Annotated in this window: 20 protein-coding genes; 9 read left to right on the plus strand and 11 right to left on the minus strand. The window is 65.2% G+C overall.

Features of this window, described 5'->3' with window-relative positions:
• Nucleotides 1–43 precede the first annotated feature (43 nt).
• Both fae and AC07WT_RS10665 read left to right on the plus strand, forming a co-directional pair.
• Nucleotides 44–553, plus strand: coding sequence for a formaldehyde-activating enzyme (gene fae / locus AC07WT_RS10660; protein WP_492594514.1), 510 nt, complete (start codon nucleotides 44–46; stop codon nucleotides 551–553).
• An 86-nt stretch (nucleotides 554–639) separates the two neighbouring features.
• A complete protein-coding gene (locus AC07WT_RS10665; protein WP_494947071.1) occupies nucleotides 640–1,047 on the plus strand; it encodes a hypothetical protein in 408 nt (135 codons plus the stop codon).
• A gap of 57 nt (nucleotides 1,048–1,104) precedes the next feature.
• Here the strand turns inward: AC07WT_RS10665 and AC07WT_RS10670 are convergent, their stop codons facing one another.
• The gene (locus tag AC07WT_RS10670) at nucleotides 1,105–1,641 is read right to left on the minus strand and encodes a dihydroneopterin aldolase (protein ID WP_494947072.1); all 537 of its coding nucleotides are present in this window, start codon (nucleotides 1,639–1,641) and stop codon (nucleotides 1,105–1,107) included.
• Between the two features lie 425 nt (nucleotides 1,642–2,066).
• On the opposite strand from AC07WT_RS10670, the gene AC07WT_RS10675 reads away from it, so the two are divergent.
• The 3 genes from AC07WT_RS10675 to AC07WT_RS10685 all read left to right on the plus strand — a co-directional run bounded on the left by AC07WT_RS10675 (nucleotide 2,067) and on the right by AC07WT_RS10685 (nucleotide 6,223).
• On the plus strand, nucleotides 2,067–4,187 hold the full coding sequence (locus AC07WT_RS10675) for a sigma-54-dependent Fis family transcriptional regulator (protein WP_494947073.1): 2,121 nt from the start codon (nucleotides 2,067–2,069) through the stop codon (nucleotides 4,185–4,187).
• Entirely contained in the window at nucleotides 4,184–4,762 is a 579-nt protein-coding gene (locus AC07WT_RS10680) for a flavoprotein (protein ID WP_494947074.1), read from the plus strand. The genes AC07WT_RS10675 and AC07WT_RS10680 overlap by 4 nt, the downstream gene beginning before the upstream one ends.
• Nucleotides 4,763–4,840: 78 nt before the next feature.
• On the plus strand, nucleotides 4,841–6,223 hold the full coding sequence (locus tag AC07WT_RS10685) for a DUF6513 domain-containing protein (RefSeq protein ID WP_494947075.1): 1,383 nt from the start codon (nucleotides 4,841–4,843) through the stop codon (nucleotides 6,221–6,223).
• 22 nt (nucleotides 6,224–6,245) lie between these two features.
• Here the strand turns inward: AC07WT_RS10685 and rpe are convergent, their stop codons facing one another.
• The 7 genes from rpe to AC07WT_RS10720 form a co-directional block, all read right to left on the minus strand.
• Entirely contained in the window at nucleotides 6,246–6,965 is a 720-nt protein-coding gene (gene rpe / locus AC07WT_RS10690; RefSeq protein WP_494947076.1) for a ribulose-phosphate 3-epimerase, read from the minus strand.
• An 87-nt stretch (nucleotides 6,966–7,052) separates the two neighbouring features.
• Nucleotides 7,053–9,095 (minus strand): transketolase, encoded by a 2,043-nt coding sequence (tkt, locus tag AC07WT_RS10695; protein WP_494947077.1) that lies wholly within the window; start codon nucleotides 9,093–9,095, stop codon nucleotides 7,053–7,055.
• 46 nt (nucleotides 9,096–9,141) lie between these two features.
• The gene (locus AC07WT_RS10700) at nucleotides 9,142–10,014 is read right to left on the minus strand and encodes a phosphoribulokinase (protein ID WP_494947078.1); all 873 of its coding nucleotides are present in this window, start codon (nucleotides 10,012–10,014) and stop codon (nucleotides 9,142–9,144) included.
• A gap of 64 nt (nucleotides 10,015–10,078) precedes the next feature.
• Entirely contained in the window at nucleotides 10,079–11,200 is a 1,122-nt protein-coding gene (locus tag AC07WT_RS10705; protein WP_494947079.1) for a class 1 fructose-bisphosphatase, read from the minus strand.
• Nucleotides 11,201–11,227: 27 nt separating this feature from the next.
• Entirely contained in the window at nucleotides 11,228–12,256 is a 1,029-nt protein-coding gene (gene cbbX / locus AC07WT_RS10710; protein WP_494947080.1) for a CbbX protein, read from the minus strand.
• A gap of 54 nt (nucleotides 12,257–12,310) precedes the next feature.
• The gene (locus AC07WT_RS10715) at nucleotides 12,311–12,739 is read right to left on the minus strand and encodes a ribulose bisphosphate carboxylase small subunit (RefSeq protein WP_492594503.1); all 429 of its coding nucleotides are present in this window, start codon (nucleotides 12,737–12,739) and stop codon (nucleotides 12,311–12,313) included.
• Between the two features lie 119 nt (nucleotides 12,740–12,858).
• The gene (locus AC07WT_RS10720; protein WP_494947081.1) at nucleotides 12,859–14,358 is read right to left on the minus strand and encodes a ribulose-bisphosphate carboxylase large subunit; all 1,500 of its coding nucleotides are present in this window, start codon (nucleotides 14,356–14,358) and stop codon (nucleotides 12,859–12,861) included.
• A 483-nt stretch (nucleotides 14,359–14,841) separates the two neighbouring features.
• Between AC07WT_RS10720 and pqqA the strand changes: the two genes are divergently transcribed.
• The 3 genes from pqqA (at nucleotide 14,842) to AC07WT_RS10735 (ending at nucleotide 16,390) form a co-directional block, all read left to right on the plus strand.
• The gene (pqqA, locus tag AC07WT_RS10725) at nucleotides 14,842–14,916 is read left to right on the plus strand and encodes a pyrroloquinoline quinone precursor peptide PqqA (RefSeq protein WP_494948416.1); all 75 of its coding nucleotides are present in this window, start codon (nucleotides 14,842–14,844) and stop codon (nucleotides 14,914–14,916) included.
• 100 nt (nucleotides 14,917–15,016) lie between these two features.
• Nucleotides 15,017–15,616: a DUF447 domain-containing protein gene (locus AC07WT_RS10730; RefSeq protein ID WP_494947082.1), complete on the plus strand. Its 600-nt coding sequence runs from the start codon at nucleotides 15,017–15,019 to the stop codon at nucleotides 15,614–15,616.
• A 27-nt stretch (nucleotides 15,617–15,643) separates the two neighbouring features.
• Nucleotides 15,644–16,390 (plus strand): (5-formylfuran-3-yl)methyl phosphate synthase, encoded by a 747-nt coding sequence (locus tag AC07WT_RS10735; protein WP_494947083.1) that lies wholly within the window; start codon nucleotides 15,644–15,646, stop codon nucleotides 16,388–16,390.
• 43 nt (nucleotides 16,391–16,433) lie between these two features.
• Here the strand turns inward: AC07WT_RS10735 and AC07WT_RS10740 are convergent, their stop codons facing one another.
• From AC07WT_RS10740 to AC07WT_RS10750, 3 genes are read right to left on the minus strand one after another with little or no spacing between them, the layout of a single operon-like run.
• Nucleotides 16,434–17,024, minus strand: a complete 591-nt coding sequence (locus AC07WT_RS10740; RefSeq protein ID WP_492594499.1) for an amino acid kinase family protein — start codon at nucleotides 17,022–17,024, stop codon at nucleotides 16,434–16,436.
• 57 nt (nucleotides 17,025–17,081) lie between these two features.
• Nucleotides 17,082–18,215, minus strand: coding sequence for a hydantoinase/oxoprolinase family protein (locus AC07WT_RS10745; RefSeq protein WP_494947084.1), 1,134 nt, complete (start codon nucleotides 18,213–18,215; stop codon nucleotides 17,082–17,084).
• Nucleotides 18,212–19,339: an ATP-grasp domain-containing protein gene (locus AC07WT_RS10750; protein WP_494947085.1), complete on the minus strand. Its 1,128-nt coding sequence runs from the start codon at nucleotides 19,337–19,339 to the stop codon at nucleotides 18,212–18,214. The genes AC07WT_RS10745 and AC07WT_RS10750 overlap by 4 nt, the downstream gene beginning before the upstream one ends.
• Nucleotides 19,340–19,353: 14 nt before the next feature.
• Between AC07WT_RS10750 and AC07WT_RS10755 the strand changes: the two genes are divergently transcribed.
• Nucleotides 19,354–20,106 (plus strand): HisA/HisF-related TIM barrel protein, encoded by a 753-nt coding sequence (locus AC07WT_RS10755; protein ID WP_494947086.1) that lies wholly within the window; start codon nucleotides 19,354–19,356, stop codon nucleotides 20,104–20,106.
• Nucleotides 20,107–20,230: the final 124 nt, after the last annotated feature.

Genomic DNA, 20,230 nt, shown 5'->3' on the forward strand with positions numbered 1-20,230 from the left:
CAGTTAGTCAGCAAGTCCCTATTCCACTCATCGGAGGAACAGAATGGCCAAGATCAATCGCGTCCTGATAGGAGAGTCGCTCGTCGGCGACGGCAACGAGGTCGCACACATCGATTTGCTGATCGGACCGCGAGGTTCGCCTGCGGAAACCGCATTCTGCAATGCGCTCACTAACAATAAGGATGGCTTCACATCGCTGCTCGCTGTCGTCGCGCCGAACCTGCTCACCAAACCGAACACGATCCTGTTCAACAAGGTGACGATCAAGGGCGCCAAGCAGGCCGTTCAGATGTTCGGTCCCGCTCAGCACGCCGTGGCGCTCGCGGTCGCGGACAGCGTCGAGGACGGCACGATCCCGAAGGACGAGGCAGACGATCTGTTCCTGTGCGTCGGCGTGTTCATTCACTGGCAGGCGGACGACGACAAGAAGATCCAGCAGTTCAACTACCAGGCGACGCGCGAGGCGCTCAAGCGCGCCGTCAACGGTGAACCGAGCGCCGCGGAGGTCGTGGCGAAAAAGAGCAGCGTCGCGCATCCGTTTGCACCGAACTGACGGTGCGCGGGTTCGCGTGGATGTGACGAGGGCCCGCAGCTGCGCGGGCCTTCGCCATGGTGCGAACGCTCTCATAGAGGCATGAGATGACCATACGATGTCGTGCGCTGGCGGCCTGTGCCTGCATCGCGCTCGCCGTGCCGCTCGCCAGGGCGGACGGCGACACGCCCAGGGCGACGGCCCCGGCGGGAGGTTACAACTACCCGACGCAGGGACGCGTCGAATACGTGCTGGGTTGCATGGACGACAACGGACACGATTTCGTGAACGTCTATAAATGCTCGTGCGTGATCGACAAGATGGCCACCGCGCTGCCCTACGACGAGTTCGTCGATCAGTCGACGTTCTCGAAGTACGCGACGCTGGGCGGCGAAGGCGGTTCGGAGTTTCGCGTCGATCACGCGAAAGCGCAGACGAAGAAATTCCGCACGTTGCAGACCGATGCATACCGCAGTTGTGGGCTAGGCCATGACAAGACAGCGTCAGCGAAGTAGTGGGCGCCGCGTGAGGCACTGCACGCGGCGCTGGCAACGGCGCCGCGCCGCCTTACGTTAGTTCGGAATCAGCCCTTCCCCAAGCGACGCATAACCCACGAGCGCGCTAGCCGCTTGAGGTATATCGCTGCGCCGCCGTTCGATCTGCACGCCGACAGCCGACACGTCGTCGAACTTGGCCGGTTTGGCAAGCGCAACGCGCACCCAGTGAGCGCCGAAGTCGGCAATCAGCAGGCGCGCCACCGCTTCGGCAAGCGCTTCGAGCAGACGCACGCCGTGCGACGCGAGCAGCGCATGCAGCGCACTGCGTACCGCTGCATAGTTGATCGTGTCCTCGATGCGATCGGTTGTGCACGCACGGATAGCAGGGACACCGATTGCGAGATTCATTCGCACCGGTTGCAGGACATGTTGCTCGCTGGTGTCGATACCGATGATCGTCTGACCGATAAAGTTCTCGATGAAGACGATGTCCATGCGCCCGGACAGCGTGCCAGTAGATGGCGCGTCGAACGGGGCAGTGGCGCCCGGCGCGCCGTCATCGGCGCAGGCTGCGGAGAAACTGGCAAGGCGAACGGCATCGATACGGTCCATGGTGTACTCCGCCGCAAAGCGGCAAATAGTGAGCAGACGCAACTCGGGTAAACGCAAAGCAGGACAGGGGTAACAGGACGCGAAGCACTCTGCGCCGAACCTGCAACACGCTCTTCGCTGCCGGCCAGTGACAGGGGGCCTGAAACAGCATGGCGTTGAGAAAAGCAAAAATCGGGCACGCCATGGAGGCTTAATGCGACTTCTTATTGAACGGGAGCGCCATCGGGCGTACAGTTTTAAGCCAACGTCTGATACAAGGGCGAATTACCCAGTGCGCATGCGGACCCAGAGATCGCGGCGCCAGGGGAAGACGGTATCGATAAAGCGGCACTCGTGACGTGCATGGCGAAGCAGACGCAACCGCAACGCAATGCAACGCAATGCAAACCCGGCACGCACGAATTGACGCATCGGAGACAAACCTCATGTCGTTGCTCGCTGACAGCAGTATGCACGTCCGTGAAGTTCTGAACGTCGTCAATCATCAATTGGCGACCCGTCCGACGAGCGCGCCCGTCGCTCAATCCTGGGCGCGCTGCATGAACGAATTCCAGCTCGACCCTTCGCGGTTCGTCACGCCCCCTGTCCTGACGGACTACGAACTACGTTCGCGCCGCGAGGCGATGGGCGATCTGATTGCCTGCTCGAAGCTCGAGATGACCACGCTTTATCAGCAACTGGCCGATCCCGAACTCGCGGTGGTGCTGGTCGACGCGGGTGGCGTGATCGTCCATCAGGTTTCGTCGGTGCCTTTCGCCGAAGCAGTCGCCTCCGACGGCTTTCGCGTCGGCGCCTTGTGGAGCGAGCGCGAAGCCGGCACAAACGGAATGGGCACGTGTCTGGCCGAGCGCGACTGCATCGCGGTCTGCCAGCACGAGCATTTCTATCCGCGCTATACGTCGCTCACCTGCTCCGCCGCGCCGATTTTCGACGACAGCGGCGAGATTGCCGGCGTGCTGGATGTGACGAGCCGCTCGAAGCTGCTGCAGCAGCATTCGCTGGTGCTCGTCGGCATGTCGCGGCAGATGATCGAGAACCGTTTGCTGGATGCGCGTTACCGTCACGCGAACATGATTCATTTCCATAGCCGCCCGGAATTCGTCGGTACGCTGCACGGCGGCAAGCTGGCGGTGGCGGACGACAGCACGGTGCTCGCCGCGAACCGCAGCGCACTCTTCCAGCTCGGCTTCCGCACGCTCGGCGAATTGCGCGGCCGGCGCATCGAGGAAGCGTTCAATGCGTCGCTCGAAGACATGATCGCGCGCAGCATCCGCGGGTCGTTCCATCCGGTCACCGTGTATAGCGCGAACGCGACCAACCGCTTCTTTCTCGTCGCGCAGACTGCGCAAAACAGCGCGGCACGCGGCACGCGGGTGGCGGTGACAGCGCCTGTTGCCCGCGCCAGCGCGCCGGAAAAACGGCCGCCGCCGGCCCGGCTCGACGAGATCGCGCACCTCGAGTTCGGCGACCCGCGCATGGCCTCGCAAATCCAGCTCGCGGCGCGCGTGGTCCAGCGCAAGATCCCGATCGTGCTCAGAGGGCAAACGGGTACCGGCAAGGAAGTCTTCGCGCAGGCGCTGCATAGCATCAGCCCGCACGCGTCCGGCCCGTTCGTGCCGGTGAATTGCGCGTCGCTGCCCGAAAACCTGATCGAAAGCGAACTGTTCGGCTATCGTGCCGGCGCGTTCACCGGCGCGCAGCGCGAAGGACGGCGCGGCAAGATCGTGCAGGCCAACGGCGGCACGCTCTTTCTCGATGAAATCGGCGACATGCCGCTCACGTTGCAGGCGCGGCTCTTGCGCGTGATCGAGGAACACGAGGTCACGCCGCTCGGCGCTGAAACGACCGTCAAGGTCAATTTTCAGCTCATTAGCGCAAGTCACCGCAACCTGCTCGAACTCGTGCACGGCGGGCAGTTCCGCGAGGATCTGTACTACCGGCTCAAGGGCGTCGAGCTGAATCTGCCGCCGCTCAGCGAGCGGGTCGACAAGCTCGCGCTGATTCATCATCTGCTCGAAAACGAAACCGACAACGATCCGCCTGAGCTGACCCCGGAAGCCGAGCACGCATTGCTGACCTATGCATGGCCCGGCAATATCCGCCAGCTGCGGCACGTATTGCAGATGGCCATCGCGCTGTGCGACGGACAACCGATCCGCTGCGAGGACCTGCCTGCCGAAATCACGCAACGTATGCCGGAAACCGGTTCGCCGGCCGCCGGTTCGCCGGCCGCCGGATTGCCGGCCACCGGGCTGCCGGTCGCTTCGCGCGCGGATGCGGACCTCGATCCGCATCCGGCCAACGACGCGGATCTTTCCGCGCTCAATGCAATTCAGCTGAACGAACGCGAGACCGTCCTCACGCTGCTCGATGAGCATCGCTGGAACGTCAGCAATGTCGCCAAGGCGCTCAGCATCAGCCGCAACACGCTGTACCGCAAGATGCGCCGGCTGCATATCCGTCTGTCGCACGACGGCTCGGCGCTCGACAGTGCGCCGCCCGACGATTCGCCACTCGAAGAATCGCCGCCCGCCGCCAACGCATGACCCAGGCGCCCGCTCGCAATCTCGCCGACTTCAAGCCCGATGCGCGCTTCGCGTGGTGCGTAACCGGTTCCGGCCATCTGCTCGAAGAGTCGATCGCGCTCGCCCTGACGTTGCCGCGCGCCGACCTCTTCCTTTCCGCGGCCGCGGAGGAAGTCCTGCCGCTCTATGGCTGGCCGCTGCCCGAGCTGCGCAAGCACTTCCGCGTGTTTCGCGACAACAGCGCGAGCGGCGTGCCGGTCGGCATGCTCTATCACGGCATCTACCACACCGTGGTGATCGCGCCGGCCACCAGCAACACCGTGGCCAAATGCGCGTTCGGCATCTCCGATACGCTGCCGACCAATATGTACGCGCAGGCAGGCAAGCAATGCATTCCGGGCATTGTCTTTGCATGCGATACGGAACCGACCGTGGTCACGCAAAGCCCGAACGAATGGGTCGAATTGCGTCCGCGGGCGATCGAACTCGACAACGTTGAGCGCCTGTCGCGCTTCGAATATACGACGCTCGTCCGCTCGCTGGATGAACTGAAAGCGGCGCTCGGTGAACGCTTGTCGACGCTCGATCTTAAATGAACAGCCCCCACGGTCCCTATGGTCGCTGCCCCCCCGAGGGGGAGTCAGTACGCTTGGGGCGGCCCGGCGCGTACTGACATGGACCACATCGTCTTCCTGACTGGCCGGCTCGCCGAAAAGAGCCTGATCCGCGTGCTCGAAAGCATGGCGCCGACGCCGTTCAGCTGGGAGATTCGCGAAATCGGCCTGCAGGTCGCCGCGCTGATGACCGCCGACATGATCCGCCGCCGGGTGCCCGCCCCGCTCGCGGCGCAGCGGGTTATCGTGCCCGGGCGCTGCCGCGGCGATCTCGCTGCGCTGACCGGGCACTATGGCGTGCCGTTCGAGCGCGGTCCTGAAGAGGTCAAGGATCTGCCGCAATTCTTCGGCCGGGAGGCGCAGCCGTTCGATCTGACGCGTTACGAGACCGAGATTTTTGCTGAGATCGTCGATGCGCCGCGGCTCGATCTGGACGGCATCGCCGCGCGTGCGCGCGACTACGCCGCGCAGGGCGCCGATGTGATCGACATCGGTTGCCTGCCCGAAACACCGTTTCCGCATCTCGAAGACGCGGTGCGCCTGCTGAAAGCCGAAGGGTATCGTGTGAGCGTCGATTCGATGCGCAGCGAGGAACTGCTGCGCGGCGGCCGCGCGGGCGCAGACTACCTGATGAGCCTGAACCTCGATACGCTATGGATCGCCGACGAGGTGCCGTCCACGCCGATCCTCGTCGCGCGCGAACCGCGCGATCCCGATTCGCTCGACGCCGCGATCGACCTGCTCGCCGCACGCGGCCGCGCGTTTCTCGCCGACCCGATTCTCGATCCGATTCCGTTCGGTCTCGCCGCATCGATTGCGCGTTATGTCCGGCTGCGCGAACGCTACCCGGACACCGCCATCATGATGGGCATCGGCAATGTGACCGAGTTGACCGAGGCCGACACCAGCGGCATCAACGCAGTGCTGCTGGGTATGGCAGCGGAGCTTCATGTGAGTGCGGTGCTCACCACTTCCGTCAGCCTGCATGCGCGGCGCGCGCTGCGCGAAGCCGATGTCGCGCGCCGGGTGATGCACGCCGCCCGCGAAGCGCAGGTGCTGCCCAAGGGTATCAACAGCGACCTCGCGACCGTCCATGCCAAACGCCCCTTTCCATACAGCGCCGCCGAAATCGGCGAGTTTGCCCGCGACGTGCGCGATCCCAACTTTCGCGTCCAGATCAGCGCCGACGGCATTCATGTTTACAACCGCGACGGACATCGCCGGGCCGGCGACCCGTTCGCACTCTACCCGGACCTGCACCTCGAAGCCGACGGCGGCCACGCATTCTATATGGGCGTCCAGCTCGCCCGTGCGGAGATCGCATGGCGGCTCGGCAAACGTTTCGATCAGGACCAGCCGCTCGACTGGGGCTGCGCGGCCGACCGTCCCGAACAGGATCTCACGGCGTGGTGCGCGCCGGGCGAGACGATGAAGAAGCGCTGAGCGCTCAAGCAAGCGCAGCCATTCATCGCGCCACCGCCAAAGCGCCGGCGCCTTCGTTGTCTTCGTTCACCTGCTCGAGCTCGTCGTGCATCCCGCCGATGGCCTGCGCGTAGTCGTCAGTACCGAACACTGCGGAACCGGCCACGAACACGTCCGCGCCCGCCGCTGCGATCTGCGCGATGTTCGACGCCTTCACGCCGCCATCCACCTCGATCAGCAACGGCCGTCCTGTCCGCTGCATCGTCGCATCGACCCTTTCGCGCAAGGTCCGCAGTTTGTCTAGCGTTTCCGGAATGAAGGCCTGCCCGCCGAAGCCCGGATTCACCGACATCACGAGCACCACGTCGAGCCGCTCGATCACATGATCGAGCACCGCGAGCGGCGTGGCCGGATTGAGCGCCAGTCCCGCGCGCGCGCCGCTCGTCCTGATGAGATCGATGGTCCGGTGCACATGGAGCGACGCCTCCGGATGAAAGCTGATGGTATTCGCGCCCGCCTCGGCAAAGCTGACGACGAGCGGATCGACGGGTATGGTCATCAGATGCACGTCGATCGGCACCGACGTGTGCGGCCGGATCGCCGAGCACACGAGCGGGCCGACCGTGAGGTTCGGCACGTAGTGATTGTCCATCACGTCCAGATGAATCCAATCCGCGCCGGCTGCCGTGACGTCGCGAATCTCGTCAGCAAGGCGGGCGAAATCCGCCGACAGCAGCGATGGGGCAATCAGGAAGTCGCGCATGACCGTGTCCTTGCAAACAGGTTAGTGATAGCGGCGCGCCATCATCGAATCAGGTGGTGGCGCGCGGTGCATGCCGCTGGTGTGTACTTATGGCGCGAGTTGCGCAACGCGGCGGGCTTCGTCCACCACTGCGCGCGTGGTCAGATTGAAATGCGCGAACAGCGCGGCCGCGGGGGCGGATTCGCCGAAGGTATCGATGCCCACCACGCCGCCTTCAAGCCCCACGTATTGCCGCCAGAACGCGCGCACACCCGCTTCGACCGCGACGCGCAGCACGCCCGGCGGCAGGACCGCGTCGCGCCATGCGCCCGGCTGCCGGTCGAACACGCTGGTGGATGGCATCGACACGACCCGCGCGGCGATGCCGGCTTCGGCCAGCGGCGCGACGGCATCGAGCGCCAGTGAGACTTCCGAGCCCGTAGCGATGAGCACGACGCGCGGTTGTTTGGGCTCGGCCGGCCAGTCGCGCAACACATAACCGCCCCGCTCGATCGCGTCGATCTGCTCGCCGCTGCGTGCGGCAAACGGCAGATTCTGGCGACTCAGCAGCAGGCACGACGGCCCGTCGCGTTCAACAGCAGAGGCCCACGCCTGCGCGGTCTCGACCGTGTCGCATGGACGCCAGACGTCGAGTCCGGGAATGAGCCGCAAGCTCGCCGCGTGTTCCACCGACTGATGCGTCGGTCCGTCTTCGCCGAGGCCGATCGAGTCGTGCGTGAACACGAAGATCGAACGGGTCTTCATCAACGCAGCCATGCGCAAGGCGTTGCGCGAGTAGTCGGAGAACGTGAGGAAGGTGCCGCCGAACGGAATCTGCCCGCGATGCAGCGCGATGCCGTTCATCACCGCGCTCATGCCGAACTCGCGCACGCCGTAGTGCAGATAGTTGCCGCCTTGCAGGCCGCCATCGTCGGCATGGACGTCGACCGCGGCTTTCCAGTGGGTGAGGTTCGAGCCGGTCAGGTCGGCGGAGCCGCCCAGCAGTTCCGGGAGCGTGCGCGCGAGTACCGCGATCGCCTGCTGCGAGGCCTTGCGGGTCGCAATCGATTCGGCCGCGCAGTCCGCGTCGCGCACCATCGCGCGGACCGCATCGCGCCAATGCGCAGGCAGCGTGCCTTGCATCCTGCGCTCGAACTCGGCGGCCTCGTGCGGATAGCGCTTGCGATAGGCTTCGAAACGCTTCGTCCAGTCCGCTTCGGCGACCGCGCCGCGCTCACCGGCATCCCAATGCGCGCGGACTTCGGCCGGCATCGAAAACGGTGGATGCGGCCAGCCAAGCGCGCGCCGCGTGTCGGCGACTTCGTCGGCGCCGAGCGGCGCGCCGTGTACATCGTGCGTACCCGCTTTCGACGGTGCCCCTTTGCCGATCACCGTGCGGCAACAGATCAGCGCCGGCCGGCCCGCTGCGCGCGCGCCTCGCAAGGCCCGGTCGACCGCGTCGACGTCGTGTCCGTCCACTTCGCGTACGACGTGCCAGCCGTAGGCGGCGAAGCGCGCTGGCGTGTCGTCGCTGAACCACTGCGCGACGTGGCCGTCGATCGAGATACCGTTGTCGTCGTACAGCACCGTGAGCTTGTCGAGCTTCAGCGTGCCGGCGAGCGACGCCGCCTCGTGCGAGATGCCTTCCATCAGGCAGCCGTCGCCGGCAAACACGTAAGTGCGATGATCGACGACCGGATGATCAGGCCGGTTGAATTCGCGCGCGAGCAGCGCCTCGGCGAGCGCCATGCCGACAGCGTTCGCCAGCCCTTGCCCGAGCGGCCCCGTGGTCGTTTCGACCCCGGGCGTGACACCGACTTCAGGATGCCCCGGTGTCCTGCTGTGCAATTGACGGAAGCGCTTCAGTTCGTCGATGGGCAGGTCGTAGCCGGTGAGATGCAGTAGACCATACAACAGCATCGAGCCGTGTCCGTTCGACAGCACGAAGCGGTCACGGTCGGGCCATGCCGGATTGCGCGGATTGTGTTTCAGATGCCGGTCCCACAGCGCGACGGCAATCTCGGCCATGCCGAGCGGCATACCGGGATGGCCGGACTTCGCCGCTTCGACCGCATCGATCGCGAGCATGCGCAGCGCGTCGGCCATCAGCCGGGTCGCGGGTGTTGCGACGGATTCTGCGACGGCACTCATCGAACGTCTCCTTGCACGAATTAAACAAACCGCGTTGCGCAGTGCTTCAGGCCCGCGCCCGCCGGTCGATCAGTTGAAGAATCATCGGCGTGAAAATCAGCTGCATCGCAAGGCCCATCTTGCCGCCCGGCACGACGATCACATTGGGGCGCGACATGAACGAGTCGTGCAGCATCGTCAGCAGATACTGGAAGTCGATCCCCTTCGGGCGCGCGAAACGGATCACGACGAAGCTCTCGTCCGGCTGCGGAATCTCCCGGGCGATGAACGGATTCGACGTATCCACCGTCGGCACGCGCTGGAAGTTCACATGCGTGCGCGAGAACTGCGGACAGATGTAGTTCACGTAGTCAGGCATGCGCCGCAGGATCGTATCGACCACCGCCTCGTGCGAGTAGCCGCGCATGGTCTGGTCGCGATGCAGTTTCTGAATCCATTCGAGGTTGATGATCGGCACGACGCCGATCAGCAGATCCGGGTGCCGCGCGATGTCGATGCTGTCGGTCACCGCCGCGCCGTGCAGCCCTTCGTAGAACATCAGGTCGGTGTCAGGGGTGACGTCCTCCCACGGCGTGAAGGTTCCGACGTCCTGCTTGTAGAGCCGCGTTTCGGCTTCGTCGTGCACGTAGTGGCGCAACTGCCCGGTGCCGTTCTCGCCGTAGCTGGCGAACAGTGATTCGAGTTCTTTGAGCAGATTCGCCCCCGGTCCGAAATGGCTGAAGTTCTGTGCGCCATCCCGCTCATGCTGCTTCATGGCCTCGCGCATGCCGTTGCGGTCGTAACGGTGAAATGCATCGCCTTCGACGATCTGCGCGTTGATCTTTTCGCGCCGGAAGATATGGGTGAAGCTCTTCATCACGGTGGTGGTGCCGGCGCCGCTCGAACCGGTCACCGCGATGAGCGGGTGTTTGACTGACATGCGCTTGTCTCCGGATAGTAGTGTTCTGATCGGGTGGTGCCTGGCGAACCCGCGTCGCAATCCGTCAGGCCGTGAAACCCGGCAGGAAAAGCGAGCGCCGGCCAAAAAGCGGCGACGTGAAGGGCTGATCTTCGCCGCGATCGTATTCACCGTGATAGCGGCCGATGCGCTCCACCTCGTTCTTCGAACCGAGGATCACCGGCACGCGTCCATGCAGCGCGTGCGGAACAACGTCGAGAATGCGCTCGCGCCCGGTGATCGAGAGACCGCCCGCCTGTTCGATGAGGAAGCTCATCGGGTTGGCTTCATACAAAAGCCGCAAGCGCCCTTCCATGGCCGGTGTCTTCGAGTCGCGCGGGTACATGAACACGCCGCCGCGCATCAGGATGCGGTGCACCTCGGCGACCATCGACGCGATCCAGCGCATATTGAAGTCGCGCGCGCGGCAGCCGCTGCGTCCGTCCTTGCACTCCTGCACGTAGCGAAGCACCGGCGGCTCCCAGAAACGTTCGTTCGACGCGTTGATCGCGAACTCGACGGTGTCTTCGGGAATGCGGATGTTCGAATGCGTGAGCACGAAGTTGCCGATGTCGCGCTCCAGCGTGAAGCCATGCGTGCCGTCGCCGACCGAGAGCACGAGCATCGTCGACGGACCGTAGACCGCGTAGCCGGCTGCGACCTGCTCGCAGCCCGGCCGCAGAAACGCGGACTCGCCGACCCGCCCCTGCGGATCGCCGGTGTTGCCATTGCCATTGCCATTGCGCAGCACCGAAAAGATCGACCCCACCACGCCGTTGATGTCGATATTCGACGAACCGTCGAGCGGATCGAAGGCGAGCAGATAGTCGCCGCGCGGGTAGCCCGGCGGAATCGAATAGACGGTCTCCATTTCCTCGGACGCCATCGCGGCGAGCAGTCCGTCCCACTCGCACTGCTGCACAAAAATCTCGTTGGTCGCGACATCGAGCTTCTTCTGTTCCTCACCGTGCGTGTTGATGCTCTGGGCGGAGCCGTAATTGCCGCCAAGCGCGCCTTTGGTGAGCATCGCCGAGATCGACTTGATTGCGGCGGCTACGTCGATCAGCAGCGCCGAGAGGCCGGCGTTCTGCGCCGTCCCCGCGCAACATGGCTGGCGGTCGAGGGTGTCGAGCAGGAACTTCGAAAGGGTCGTACGTCCGTCTTGCATGGCGATCTCCTGAGGGATTGTTTTCGTTCAGCCTGGCGGCGCCGTCACGGCGCGCGTTGCATGAGAGGACGCGGGCGCCCCTTCGCTCGCCGCAAGCGGCTCGGCGAACACGCGGCTCGCGCGAACGTCGGCGGCGGCAATCAGGGTGAGCGCGTCGGCATCGATCGGCGCGCCGCCTTGCATCGCCGTGGCGAAGAGGCGATTGGCCTGGCGCAGCCGCGAGCGATCGAGCGCATTGCGCACCGAGCGGGCGTTGGCGAAATTCGGCTGGCGGATGCGCAGCGCGAGATAGTCCGCGAAAGCGCGCCGCGAGTCGGCGTCGAAGCGGTAGTGCATCGTCGCGAGCATTCGCTCGGCGATGTCGAGCAGTTCCGCGTCGCCGTAGTCGGGAAACGTGATGTGATGCGCGATGCGCGAACGAAAACCCGGATTGCTCTCGAAGAACACTTCCATGCGCGCCGCGTAACCGGCCAGAATCACCACCAGATCGTCACGCTGGTTTTCCATCGTCTGGAGCAGGATTTCGATCGCTTCCTGACCGTAGTCGCGTTCGTTTTCCGGGCGATACAGGTAATACGCTTCGTCGATGAAGAGCACGCCGCCCATCGCACGCTTCAACACATCGCGCGTTTTCGGCGCGGTATGGCCGATGTACTGGCCGACCAGATCGTCGCGCGTCACCGACACCAGATGATTGCGGCGAATGTAGCCGAGCCGGTGCAGCACTTCGGCCATGCGCAGCGCGACCGTGGTCTTGCCGGTGCCGGGATTGCCGGAAAAGCACATATGCAGGGTCGGCGCGCCGCCCGCGAGACCGAGCGAATCGCGCGCGCGCTCGACCAGCAGATGCGCCGCGACCTCGCGAATGCGGGTCTTCACCGGGGCGAGCCCGACCAGATCGCGGTCGAGTTCGGCGAGCACGTCGCCGATGCCGGAGTCGCGATAGAGCGCGGCGAGATCGATATGGGGCGCTGCCGCGCGGCTGTCTCGCGCCGTGGCAGCGTCCCGTGCGACGGACGGCGGCGCGTTGGCATCGATGGCGGCAGCTTCGGTCATGGCCTCTCCCTTTGTTTATGGCGGTTCATCGCACCTCGCATCGCGGGCCTTCTTCTAGCGTGCCGGTCCGTATCGCTCACCCGACGGCCGGTCGCCCGCGTAGCTCGACAGCCCGTACCGCTGCACCCGTCCCTGCCCGTCCTGGCGTGTGAGGCGGAAGCCCGGTTCCTCGTCCGGACGGTTGACGATGAACGACAGGCGCATCGACTCGAAGCCGCGCACCGAGTCGAATGCGTTGACCTTGATGTAGTGCTGCGGCCGCGCCGCGCGGCACGCCTTCACTTCCTGCAACACGCCTGCCGCATCGTGCAGATCGAACATCGGCAGGCCCCACATGTCCCAATAGGTGTTGCGCGGATGCGGGTCGTCAGTGAATTCGACCGAACAGGCCCAGCCCTGGCGCAGCGCATAGTCGATCTGCAAGCTGATCTCCTCGTCGGTCAGTTCCGGCAAGAAGGAAAACGTGCCCTGTGTAATACGCATGACGTACCTCATCAATGGATGCAACGGGATGCAGCGCCCGGAACGGCGTCAACAGTCTCCCGCGCAGTGCCGCAGCACTGCGCTCGGACTTACCCTGAGAATCTTTGAATGCCCGCCGCTCAGGCCGCGGTCGGCGTGGCGGCGAAATCTGGCGTGTCGGTCGACGCGTAGTTGAAAGTCACATCCCGCCACGTATCGAGCGCCTGCTGGAGCGGCGTGCACCAGCGCGCCGCGGCGTCGAGAATGTCCGGCCCTTCGTGAACGATGTCGCGGCCCTCGTTGCGCGCCTTCACCATCGCTTCGAGCGCGACGCGATTCGCCACCGCGCCCGCCTGAATACCGGCCGGATGGCCGATCGTGCCGCCGCCGAACTGCAGGATCGCGTCGTCGCCAAACAGATCGAGCAGCTGATGCATCTGCCCCGCATGAATGCCGCCCGAGGCCACCGGCATCACCTTGCGCAAGCCGGCCCACGGCTGATCGAAGAAAATCCCGCGCGACAGGTCGACCTCGTTGTGCGCCTCGCGGCACACGTTGTAATAGCCCTGCACCGACAGCGGATCGCCTTCGAGCTTGCCGACCGCGGTGCCCGCATGCGCGTGATCGACGCCCGCCATCCGCAGCCACTTCGCGATCACGCGAAACGAAATGCCGTGATTGCGCTGCCGCGTATACGTACTGTGTCCCGCGCGATGCAGATGCAGAATCATGTCGTTCCTGCGCGCCCAGCGCGCCATCGACTGAATCGCGGTCCAGCCGATCACGAGATCGATCATCACGATGCATGAACCCAGTTCCTTCGCGAATTCGGCACGCTCATACATGTCCTCCATCGTGCCGGCCGTCACGTTCAGGTAGTGACCTTTGACCTCACCCGTTTCCGCTTGCGCGCGATTCACCGCTTCCATCGAAAACAGAAAACGTTCGCGCCAGTGCATGAAAGCCTGCGAGTTGATGTTCTCGTCGTCCTTCAGAAAATCCAGGCCGCCTCGCAATCCTTCGTACACGACGCGGCCATAGTTCTTGCCCGACAAACCGAGCTTCGGCTTGACGGTTGCGCCAAGCAGCGGCCGTCCGTACTTGTCGAGGCGCTCGCGCTCGACAACGATTCCCGTCGGCGGCCCCTGGAAGGTCTTCAGATAAGCAACAGGTATGCGCATGTCTTCGAGACGCAGCGCCTTGAGCGGTTTGAAGCCGAACACGTTGCCGATGATCGACGCCGTCAGGTTGGCGACGGAACCCTCTTCGAACAGATCGAGCTCATAGGCGATGTACGCGAAGTATTGCGGTTCGCCGTCGCGCGAGGCCGGCACCGGCTCGACGCGGTAGGCCTTGGCCCGATACATGTCGCACGCGGTCAGCCGGTCGGTCCACACCACGGTCCAGGTGGCCGTCGACGATTCGCCGGCCACGGCCGCCGCCGCTTCCTCCGGATCGACGCCCGGTTGCGGCGTGATGCGAAAGAGCGCGATGATGTCGGTTTCTTTCGGCGTGTAATCCGGCTGCCAGTAGCCCATCTCGCGATACTTCATGACCCCCGCGGTGTACCGCTCGCGAGGATTGCCCGCGTTGCGCGGCTTGTGTACGGACTCGATCACCGGTTGACTGAAATCGTTCATGACGTATCCTCGAATGTGGACAAGCGCGCTGCCGGAAGAACGAAGCGCTTGTTTGCACTGTAGGCAAGGACGTCGCTATTGAGAATTCACGATTTTATTTGGCAGACTTAACCGATCCGTTATCGATCTCAGAGCGCGGAGCGAATTTTCAACCCATGCGCTACCGGTCGGTGGAGAACGGCTTGCACGGGAATGGCAAACACGGCGTGACAGACGGACAGAAACCTTCTGTCCGTGATGGAACACTTTGCTGCATTCCCGGAACAGTGCGCCGCGTGGCTGCATCATGTCGCTCTCCCGGCCGCCGCGCCGGCCTTTTTCGACAGACGCTGCATGGCAGTGCGGCAATACGGGCAATATGCAGCCCACGCGTCGTCATCCGACGCCCGGCATGGAGCTTGCGTGGCAATGCACGCCAATGAAGTCCCGGTATCACGCCGGGCCGACGGCGCAACGCTGCATCAACACGTGGAGGAAGCACATATGCAATGGAAGACTCCGAGCTACACCGATATGCGTTTTGGTTTTGAAATCACGATGTATATCGCTACGCGTTAAGCCCGCACGGGCCGCGAGACGCGGCCCCTCCGCGGATCGGGTGTTATTCACTCGCTAAACGGCCGGCCTTTCGGCGCCGCCAGGACATGCGTTCCCATCCATGATCCACGAAACGATCGTCACCACGGCAGCGCGCGATGGCCGTCCTCATATCGCGCCGATGGGGGCCCGTTACGAAGGCGACTTCATCCTCCTGTCGCCTTTTCGTCCGTCCGTGACGCTCGACAATATCGTCGCGTCGCGTGCGGCGGTGTTGAACTTCACCACGGACGTCCGGATCTTCGCCGGCTGCGTCACGCATTGCGCGACCGATTGGCCGACGCTCGCCGCCAGCCGCGTGGCGAGCGTGAGGCTCGCCGAGTCGCTTGCGCACGCCGAGCTCGAACTCGACGAGCTGCGCGACGACAAGGCGCGTCCGGTGCTGCGCATGAAATGCGTGCACCGCGAAAACCATGCGCCGTTCGCCGGTTTCAACCGTGCCCAGGCCGCGGTGGTGGAAGGCTCGATTCTCGTGAGCCGGCTCTTCATGCTGCCGGCCGACAAGGTCGACCGCGAAATGGCCTATCTGCAGATCGCCATCGACAAAACCGCGGGCGATGCCGAACGCACCGCCTGGGGGTGGCTCACCTCCGCGATCGCGCGGCACCGCGAGAGCCTCGAATCTTCCGGCGGTTCGGCCGGCGAACTCGTATCCCACTAGTCTTTCCCGTCTTTTCGGAGAACATCGATGACTGCATTGCTCGCGAGCGTCCGCTCGGACGACGAGGCGTTCGAGGCCGCCCAGGCCGGCGCCGAACTGATCGACCTGAAAGAGCCGAACGCAGGCGCGCTCGGCGGTTTGGCGATCGGCGACATCACGCATATCGTCCGCCGGCTTCACGCCCGCTATCCGGTCAAGCCGATCAGCGCGACGATCGGCGACGTGCCGGCGGACGCGCTCGACGAGATCGCCGCACGCGTCATCGAAGTCAGCGACGCGGGCATCGACTATGTGAAAGTGGGCGTGACGCCCGGACCGGCTGCACGGCGCTGCCTCGAACAACTGGCCAATCTGCCGGCCGCGGTCGTGCCGGTGTTGCTGTGCGACGGCGGCATGGACGGCGAACTGGTCGCCTATGCGGCCACGCTCGGCTTTGCAGGCGTGATGTTCGACACCGCCGGCAAGGACGGCAGCACACTGTTCGACCACGTGGATAGCGCCACGCTCGCCCAGTGGCTGCGGCTCACGCGCGAGCATGGCGCAATGAGCGGCATCGCCGGCTCGCTCGGCTGGGCGCAGTTCGAGCAGATCCGTGCGCTCGCGCCGGATGTGGCGGGTTTTCGCACGGCGTTATGCGTCGATGGACGACGCTCGCGACTCGATCCGCAACGCGTCGCGCAATGGGCTGCCGCGTTGCATCGGTGCTCCGGCGATGTCGGTCCTGCCGGCACCACGCCGGACTCGATCAGGTCGGGCGTTGTCCGCATGGAATGACCGCACGCATGGCTAGCGTTTGCGCCACCCCCACGGCAAAACGCTAGATCACCGGCGTGTTCAGCAGCCGGTCGCGCATCAACGCGACATTGTCCTTGTTGAACAGCTCGACGACATAATTGGCTTCGTTCACATAGTCGACGAAACGCCGGTCGACCACGCCCGTTGCGGCCAGCGTCTCGAGCCGCTCGTCCTCGGAGATAGGGCATGACTTCACCACGATCAGCCGTTCGGCGTTGAGCATCGTCGAGAGCCACGCGGCGAGGCTGTCGGAGGTGGTGTCCCAGTTGCTCATCGCGTCGGGCGTGTCGCGCATCAGCGCGGTCGGCACCCACACGGCGACATGCCCGTCGCGCAGCGCGCGGCGGATCTTCGCCTCGCTCGAGGCGAGCACGAGTTCGGGCAATACCCCTTGCATGAGAATCGCGTATTGCGTCATGGCGAGCAGACACATGTTGTGCGCGGCGAGATCGTCGAAGCGCCACTCGCTCTGGTATTGCCGCACCTTGTCCGCGAAATCGCCACCGCCGGGCACGATGACGACGCGCCCGCCCCCCACTTCGCATAGCTCGGTGAGCCACTGGCGCAGCGTCGGCTCGTGACTCAGGCTGCCCCCGATCTTGACCACCCACATGACCGTTGTCCTCGTTTCCGCTCGTTTCCGATTAACCGCGTTTGCCTGCCCGATGACTCAAGCCGCCCGCGATGTCGCGCTGCGGCTATCAGCGTCGGCGTCCCTATCGCGGATCGCCGCCAGTAATGCCACCGCCACACTCGGCGCGCACGTCGCGGCCCACTCCGATCGACTTGCCGGCACACCTGCCAGCGTGCCGAAATCGATGTAGCCGCGCGCCTCTTCGCGCGCCAGCGCCGCCGCGAGAAAACGCCCGCAGCCTGCGCCCACCAGCGGCGCGGCGGCGAGCCCTGGGTGGGCCGCCGTCACGCGCGCCAGATTGACGCCGATCTCGCGCAACTGCAGCTCGCGCCAGCGCAGCGCGAACCCGCGCCATTCGACGGGACTCGTTTCATGAGCATCCCGGCCGATCATCCGCGCGAGCCGCGTTCGGCTTGCGCTTTCCGTCTTCGGCCCATGGTCGGCGCTCGGATACAGGTCGTACTGCGGCGCCAGTTCACCTGTGAGCCGGTAGATGTCCGCCGTGGTCGCAAACCATTCGTTCATCACGTTGACGGCCGCCCCTTCGAATTCGATGCGATGCGCGATACCGCACAACGGCGTGCGCACGACACCCTGGTAGACGAGTTCGCCGGTGCCGAGCCGCCCGGCATCGGTCGCGGCACGCGCGACGACACGGCCGCCCGCGATCGGAATGATGTCGGTGGTCGTGCTGCCGATGTCGATGAGCAGCGCATCGGGGACGCGTGTCGCGACCCAGCGCGCGGTAGCGAGCCAGTTCGCCGAGGCGACGCTGCGCCAACCGGCCGCGCATGCCTGCGGCGTGAACCAGCCGGCGTCGCCCGCATAGAAACGCAACCGCGGTCCGAGCCGCTGCGCCAGCGCGGCGGCGATCGCCCGCACGCCTTGCGCGCGGTCCTCGAAAAGGTCGACCATCTCGCCAGTCATCGTCACCGCGTGCTGCGCGGCGTACGTCTTCGCGGCCGGCCAGCGCTCGAAGACGAGGTCGATGGTCCGCTCAAGATGGTCGAGGCCCTGCCACAGCGGACACGCCCATTGCGCGACATCGAGCACGGCGCCGCCGGCCTCGGTCATCGACACCTTCACATGCGCGCCGCCGACATCCCAGCCGAATACCGCCGCGCCAGCGGCCGCCGCGGGGCATGCATGCGTGATGCGCGCGGCGCTCATGGCTGGGCTCCACAGGTCGGCTGCGACCCGAACGTGCGCGTCGCCGCTGCGGATCGGTCAACCCGCACCCCATGCGCCGCCAGCAATGCGGGCGCGAGATTGCCGCCGAGCGCCGCGGACAGGCCGGCATACGCAACCGTCAGACGCGGATTGACCTCGATCACCACCGGCCCGCGCAACGGATGCCACACCACGTCGATGCCGACAAAGCCGCGCAGGCCCGGCATCGCCTTCGCCACCCGCTGCGCGAGCGCGCCGAGCGTGCGGCCCTGGTCGCCAGCCGGATCGATCTGGTTGACCGTCACGCCATCGAATTCGACGATGCGCGGGTGCTGCCCCGGCGCCTTGCCTCCGCTCAAGCCGATTTGCTGCCGGTTGATGCTGATGAGTTCGACGCGCTCGCCATGGCAGATCAGCGAAAGGCTGAGCGGCTCGCCGTCGACCCATGCCTGCAGCACCGGATTGCGCGCGGCGGCCGCGCGTGCCTCGTATTCGGCGCAGGCGTCCGCAAAGTTGTCGAACACGAAGGTATCGAGACCGCCCGCGCCGTCGTCCGGTTTCACGACCCAGCGGCCGGCGATCCGGCGGCCGGCGGTCCGGCGGCCGGCGGTCCGGCGGCCGGCGGTCTGGCGGCCGGCGACCCGGCGGTCGCCTGGCTGCCCGTCGGCCTGTCCGGGTTCGACAGAGGGCGTCGTCGCGATGCCATGCGCCACGAGGCACGCCGCCGTCGCGCTCTTGCTCGACGCCACACGGATCGCTTCTTTCGCGCAGCCGAGCCAACGCGCCGCGCCCACCGCGTCGTACAGATGCAGCAGCAAGCCGTCGCATTCCGGCGCGATGATCCACGCGTAATCGTGCTCACGCGCCGCCCGTGCGACAAAGGCCGTCATCGATTCCCCTTGCGCGGCCATACAATGGGTGAGCGCCGGGTCGACGGTTTCGAAGCGCGAGCTCGCGAAGCTCACCTCCACACCGTCGAGTTCGCGCAGGTCAGTCACCAGTGCGTCGCGCATCACCCGGCCTTCGACGATCAGCGCGCTCAGGTCGGCAAGACTCCCCGCGCCGGCATGGGCCGGGTCGATGCCACCGCCGGTGAGATACTCAAAGACAAAGATCTTGGTCAAAGGAACGCGCCCCCATGCAGGTGATACCGGTTCTCGATCTGCTCGACGGCCACGTCGTACGCGCGGTGCGCGGCGAACGGACGGCCTATCTGCCCATCCAGTCGTCGCTCGCCGCCACCAGCGAGCCGCTTCACATCGCCCGTGCGCTGCTTGCTGCAAGCGGCGCACGCACGCTCTATATCGCCGACCTCGGCGCGATCCTGCAGCATGGCGCTCATGTCGAGACGCTCGCTGCATTGCGTGCCGCCCTGCCCGGCACTGACATCTGGCTCGACGCGGGCTATGCCGACTACGCGTCGATGCATTCGCTGTTCGAACGTATCGACGAGACCGGCAAGCGCAACAGCCATAGCCAACCTGCGCCGTACGATCTCGCGACCCTCGTGCCGGTGTTCGGCACCGAGTCGCTGCACGACATCGACGCGCCGCGCGCCGCCGAAACCGCCGGGCTCTCGCCGATCCTTTCGCTCGACCACCGCGCCGGCCAGCTGCTCACCGCTATCGCACTCGAGCGCACCTCCGCATGGTGGCCTCGCAGGGTGATCGCGATGACGCTCGATCAGGTCGGCAGCTACGACGGCCCCGACCTCGCCACGTTCGAACGCATCCGTGCCAGTGCCCCCGCGCATACTGCCGTGATCGGCGCGGGCGGCATTCGCCATCGCGACGATATGGCGGCGGCCGCCAGAACCGGCGCTTCAGCATGGCTGGTGGCGTCCGCGCTGCATGATCGCCAGATCGGCACGCCGCTCTTCGAATCCACGTAGGCGTGCTATACAAATTCCATGCCAATCGTCGAACAACGTGCAGATGTAAACAAACGGCAAGCCGCTGTACCCGCGCGTGACACTCTGCTCCAGATGGACGCACAACCTGTGCGGCGCGGACAGG

Source organism: Paraburkholderia sp. GW821-FHT02A12 (assembly GCF_059422005.1).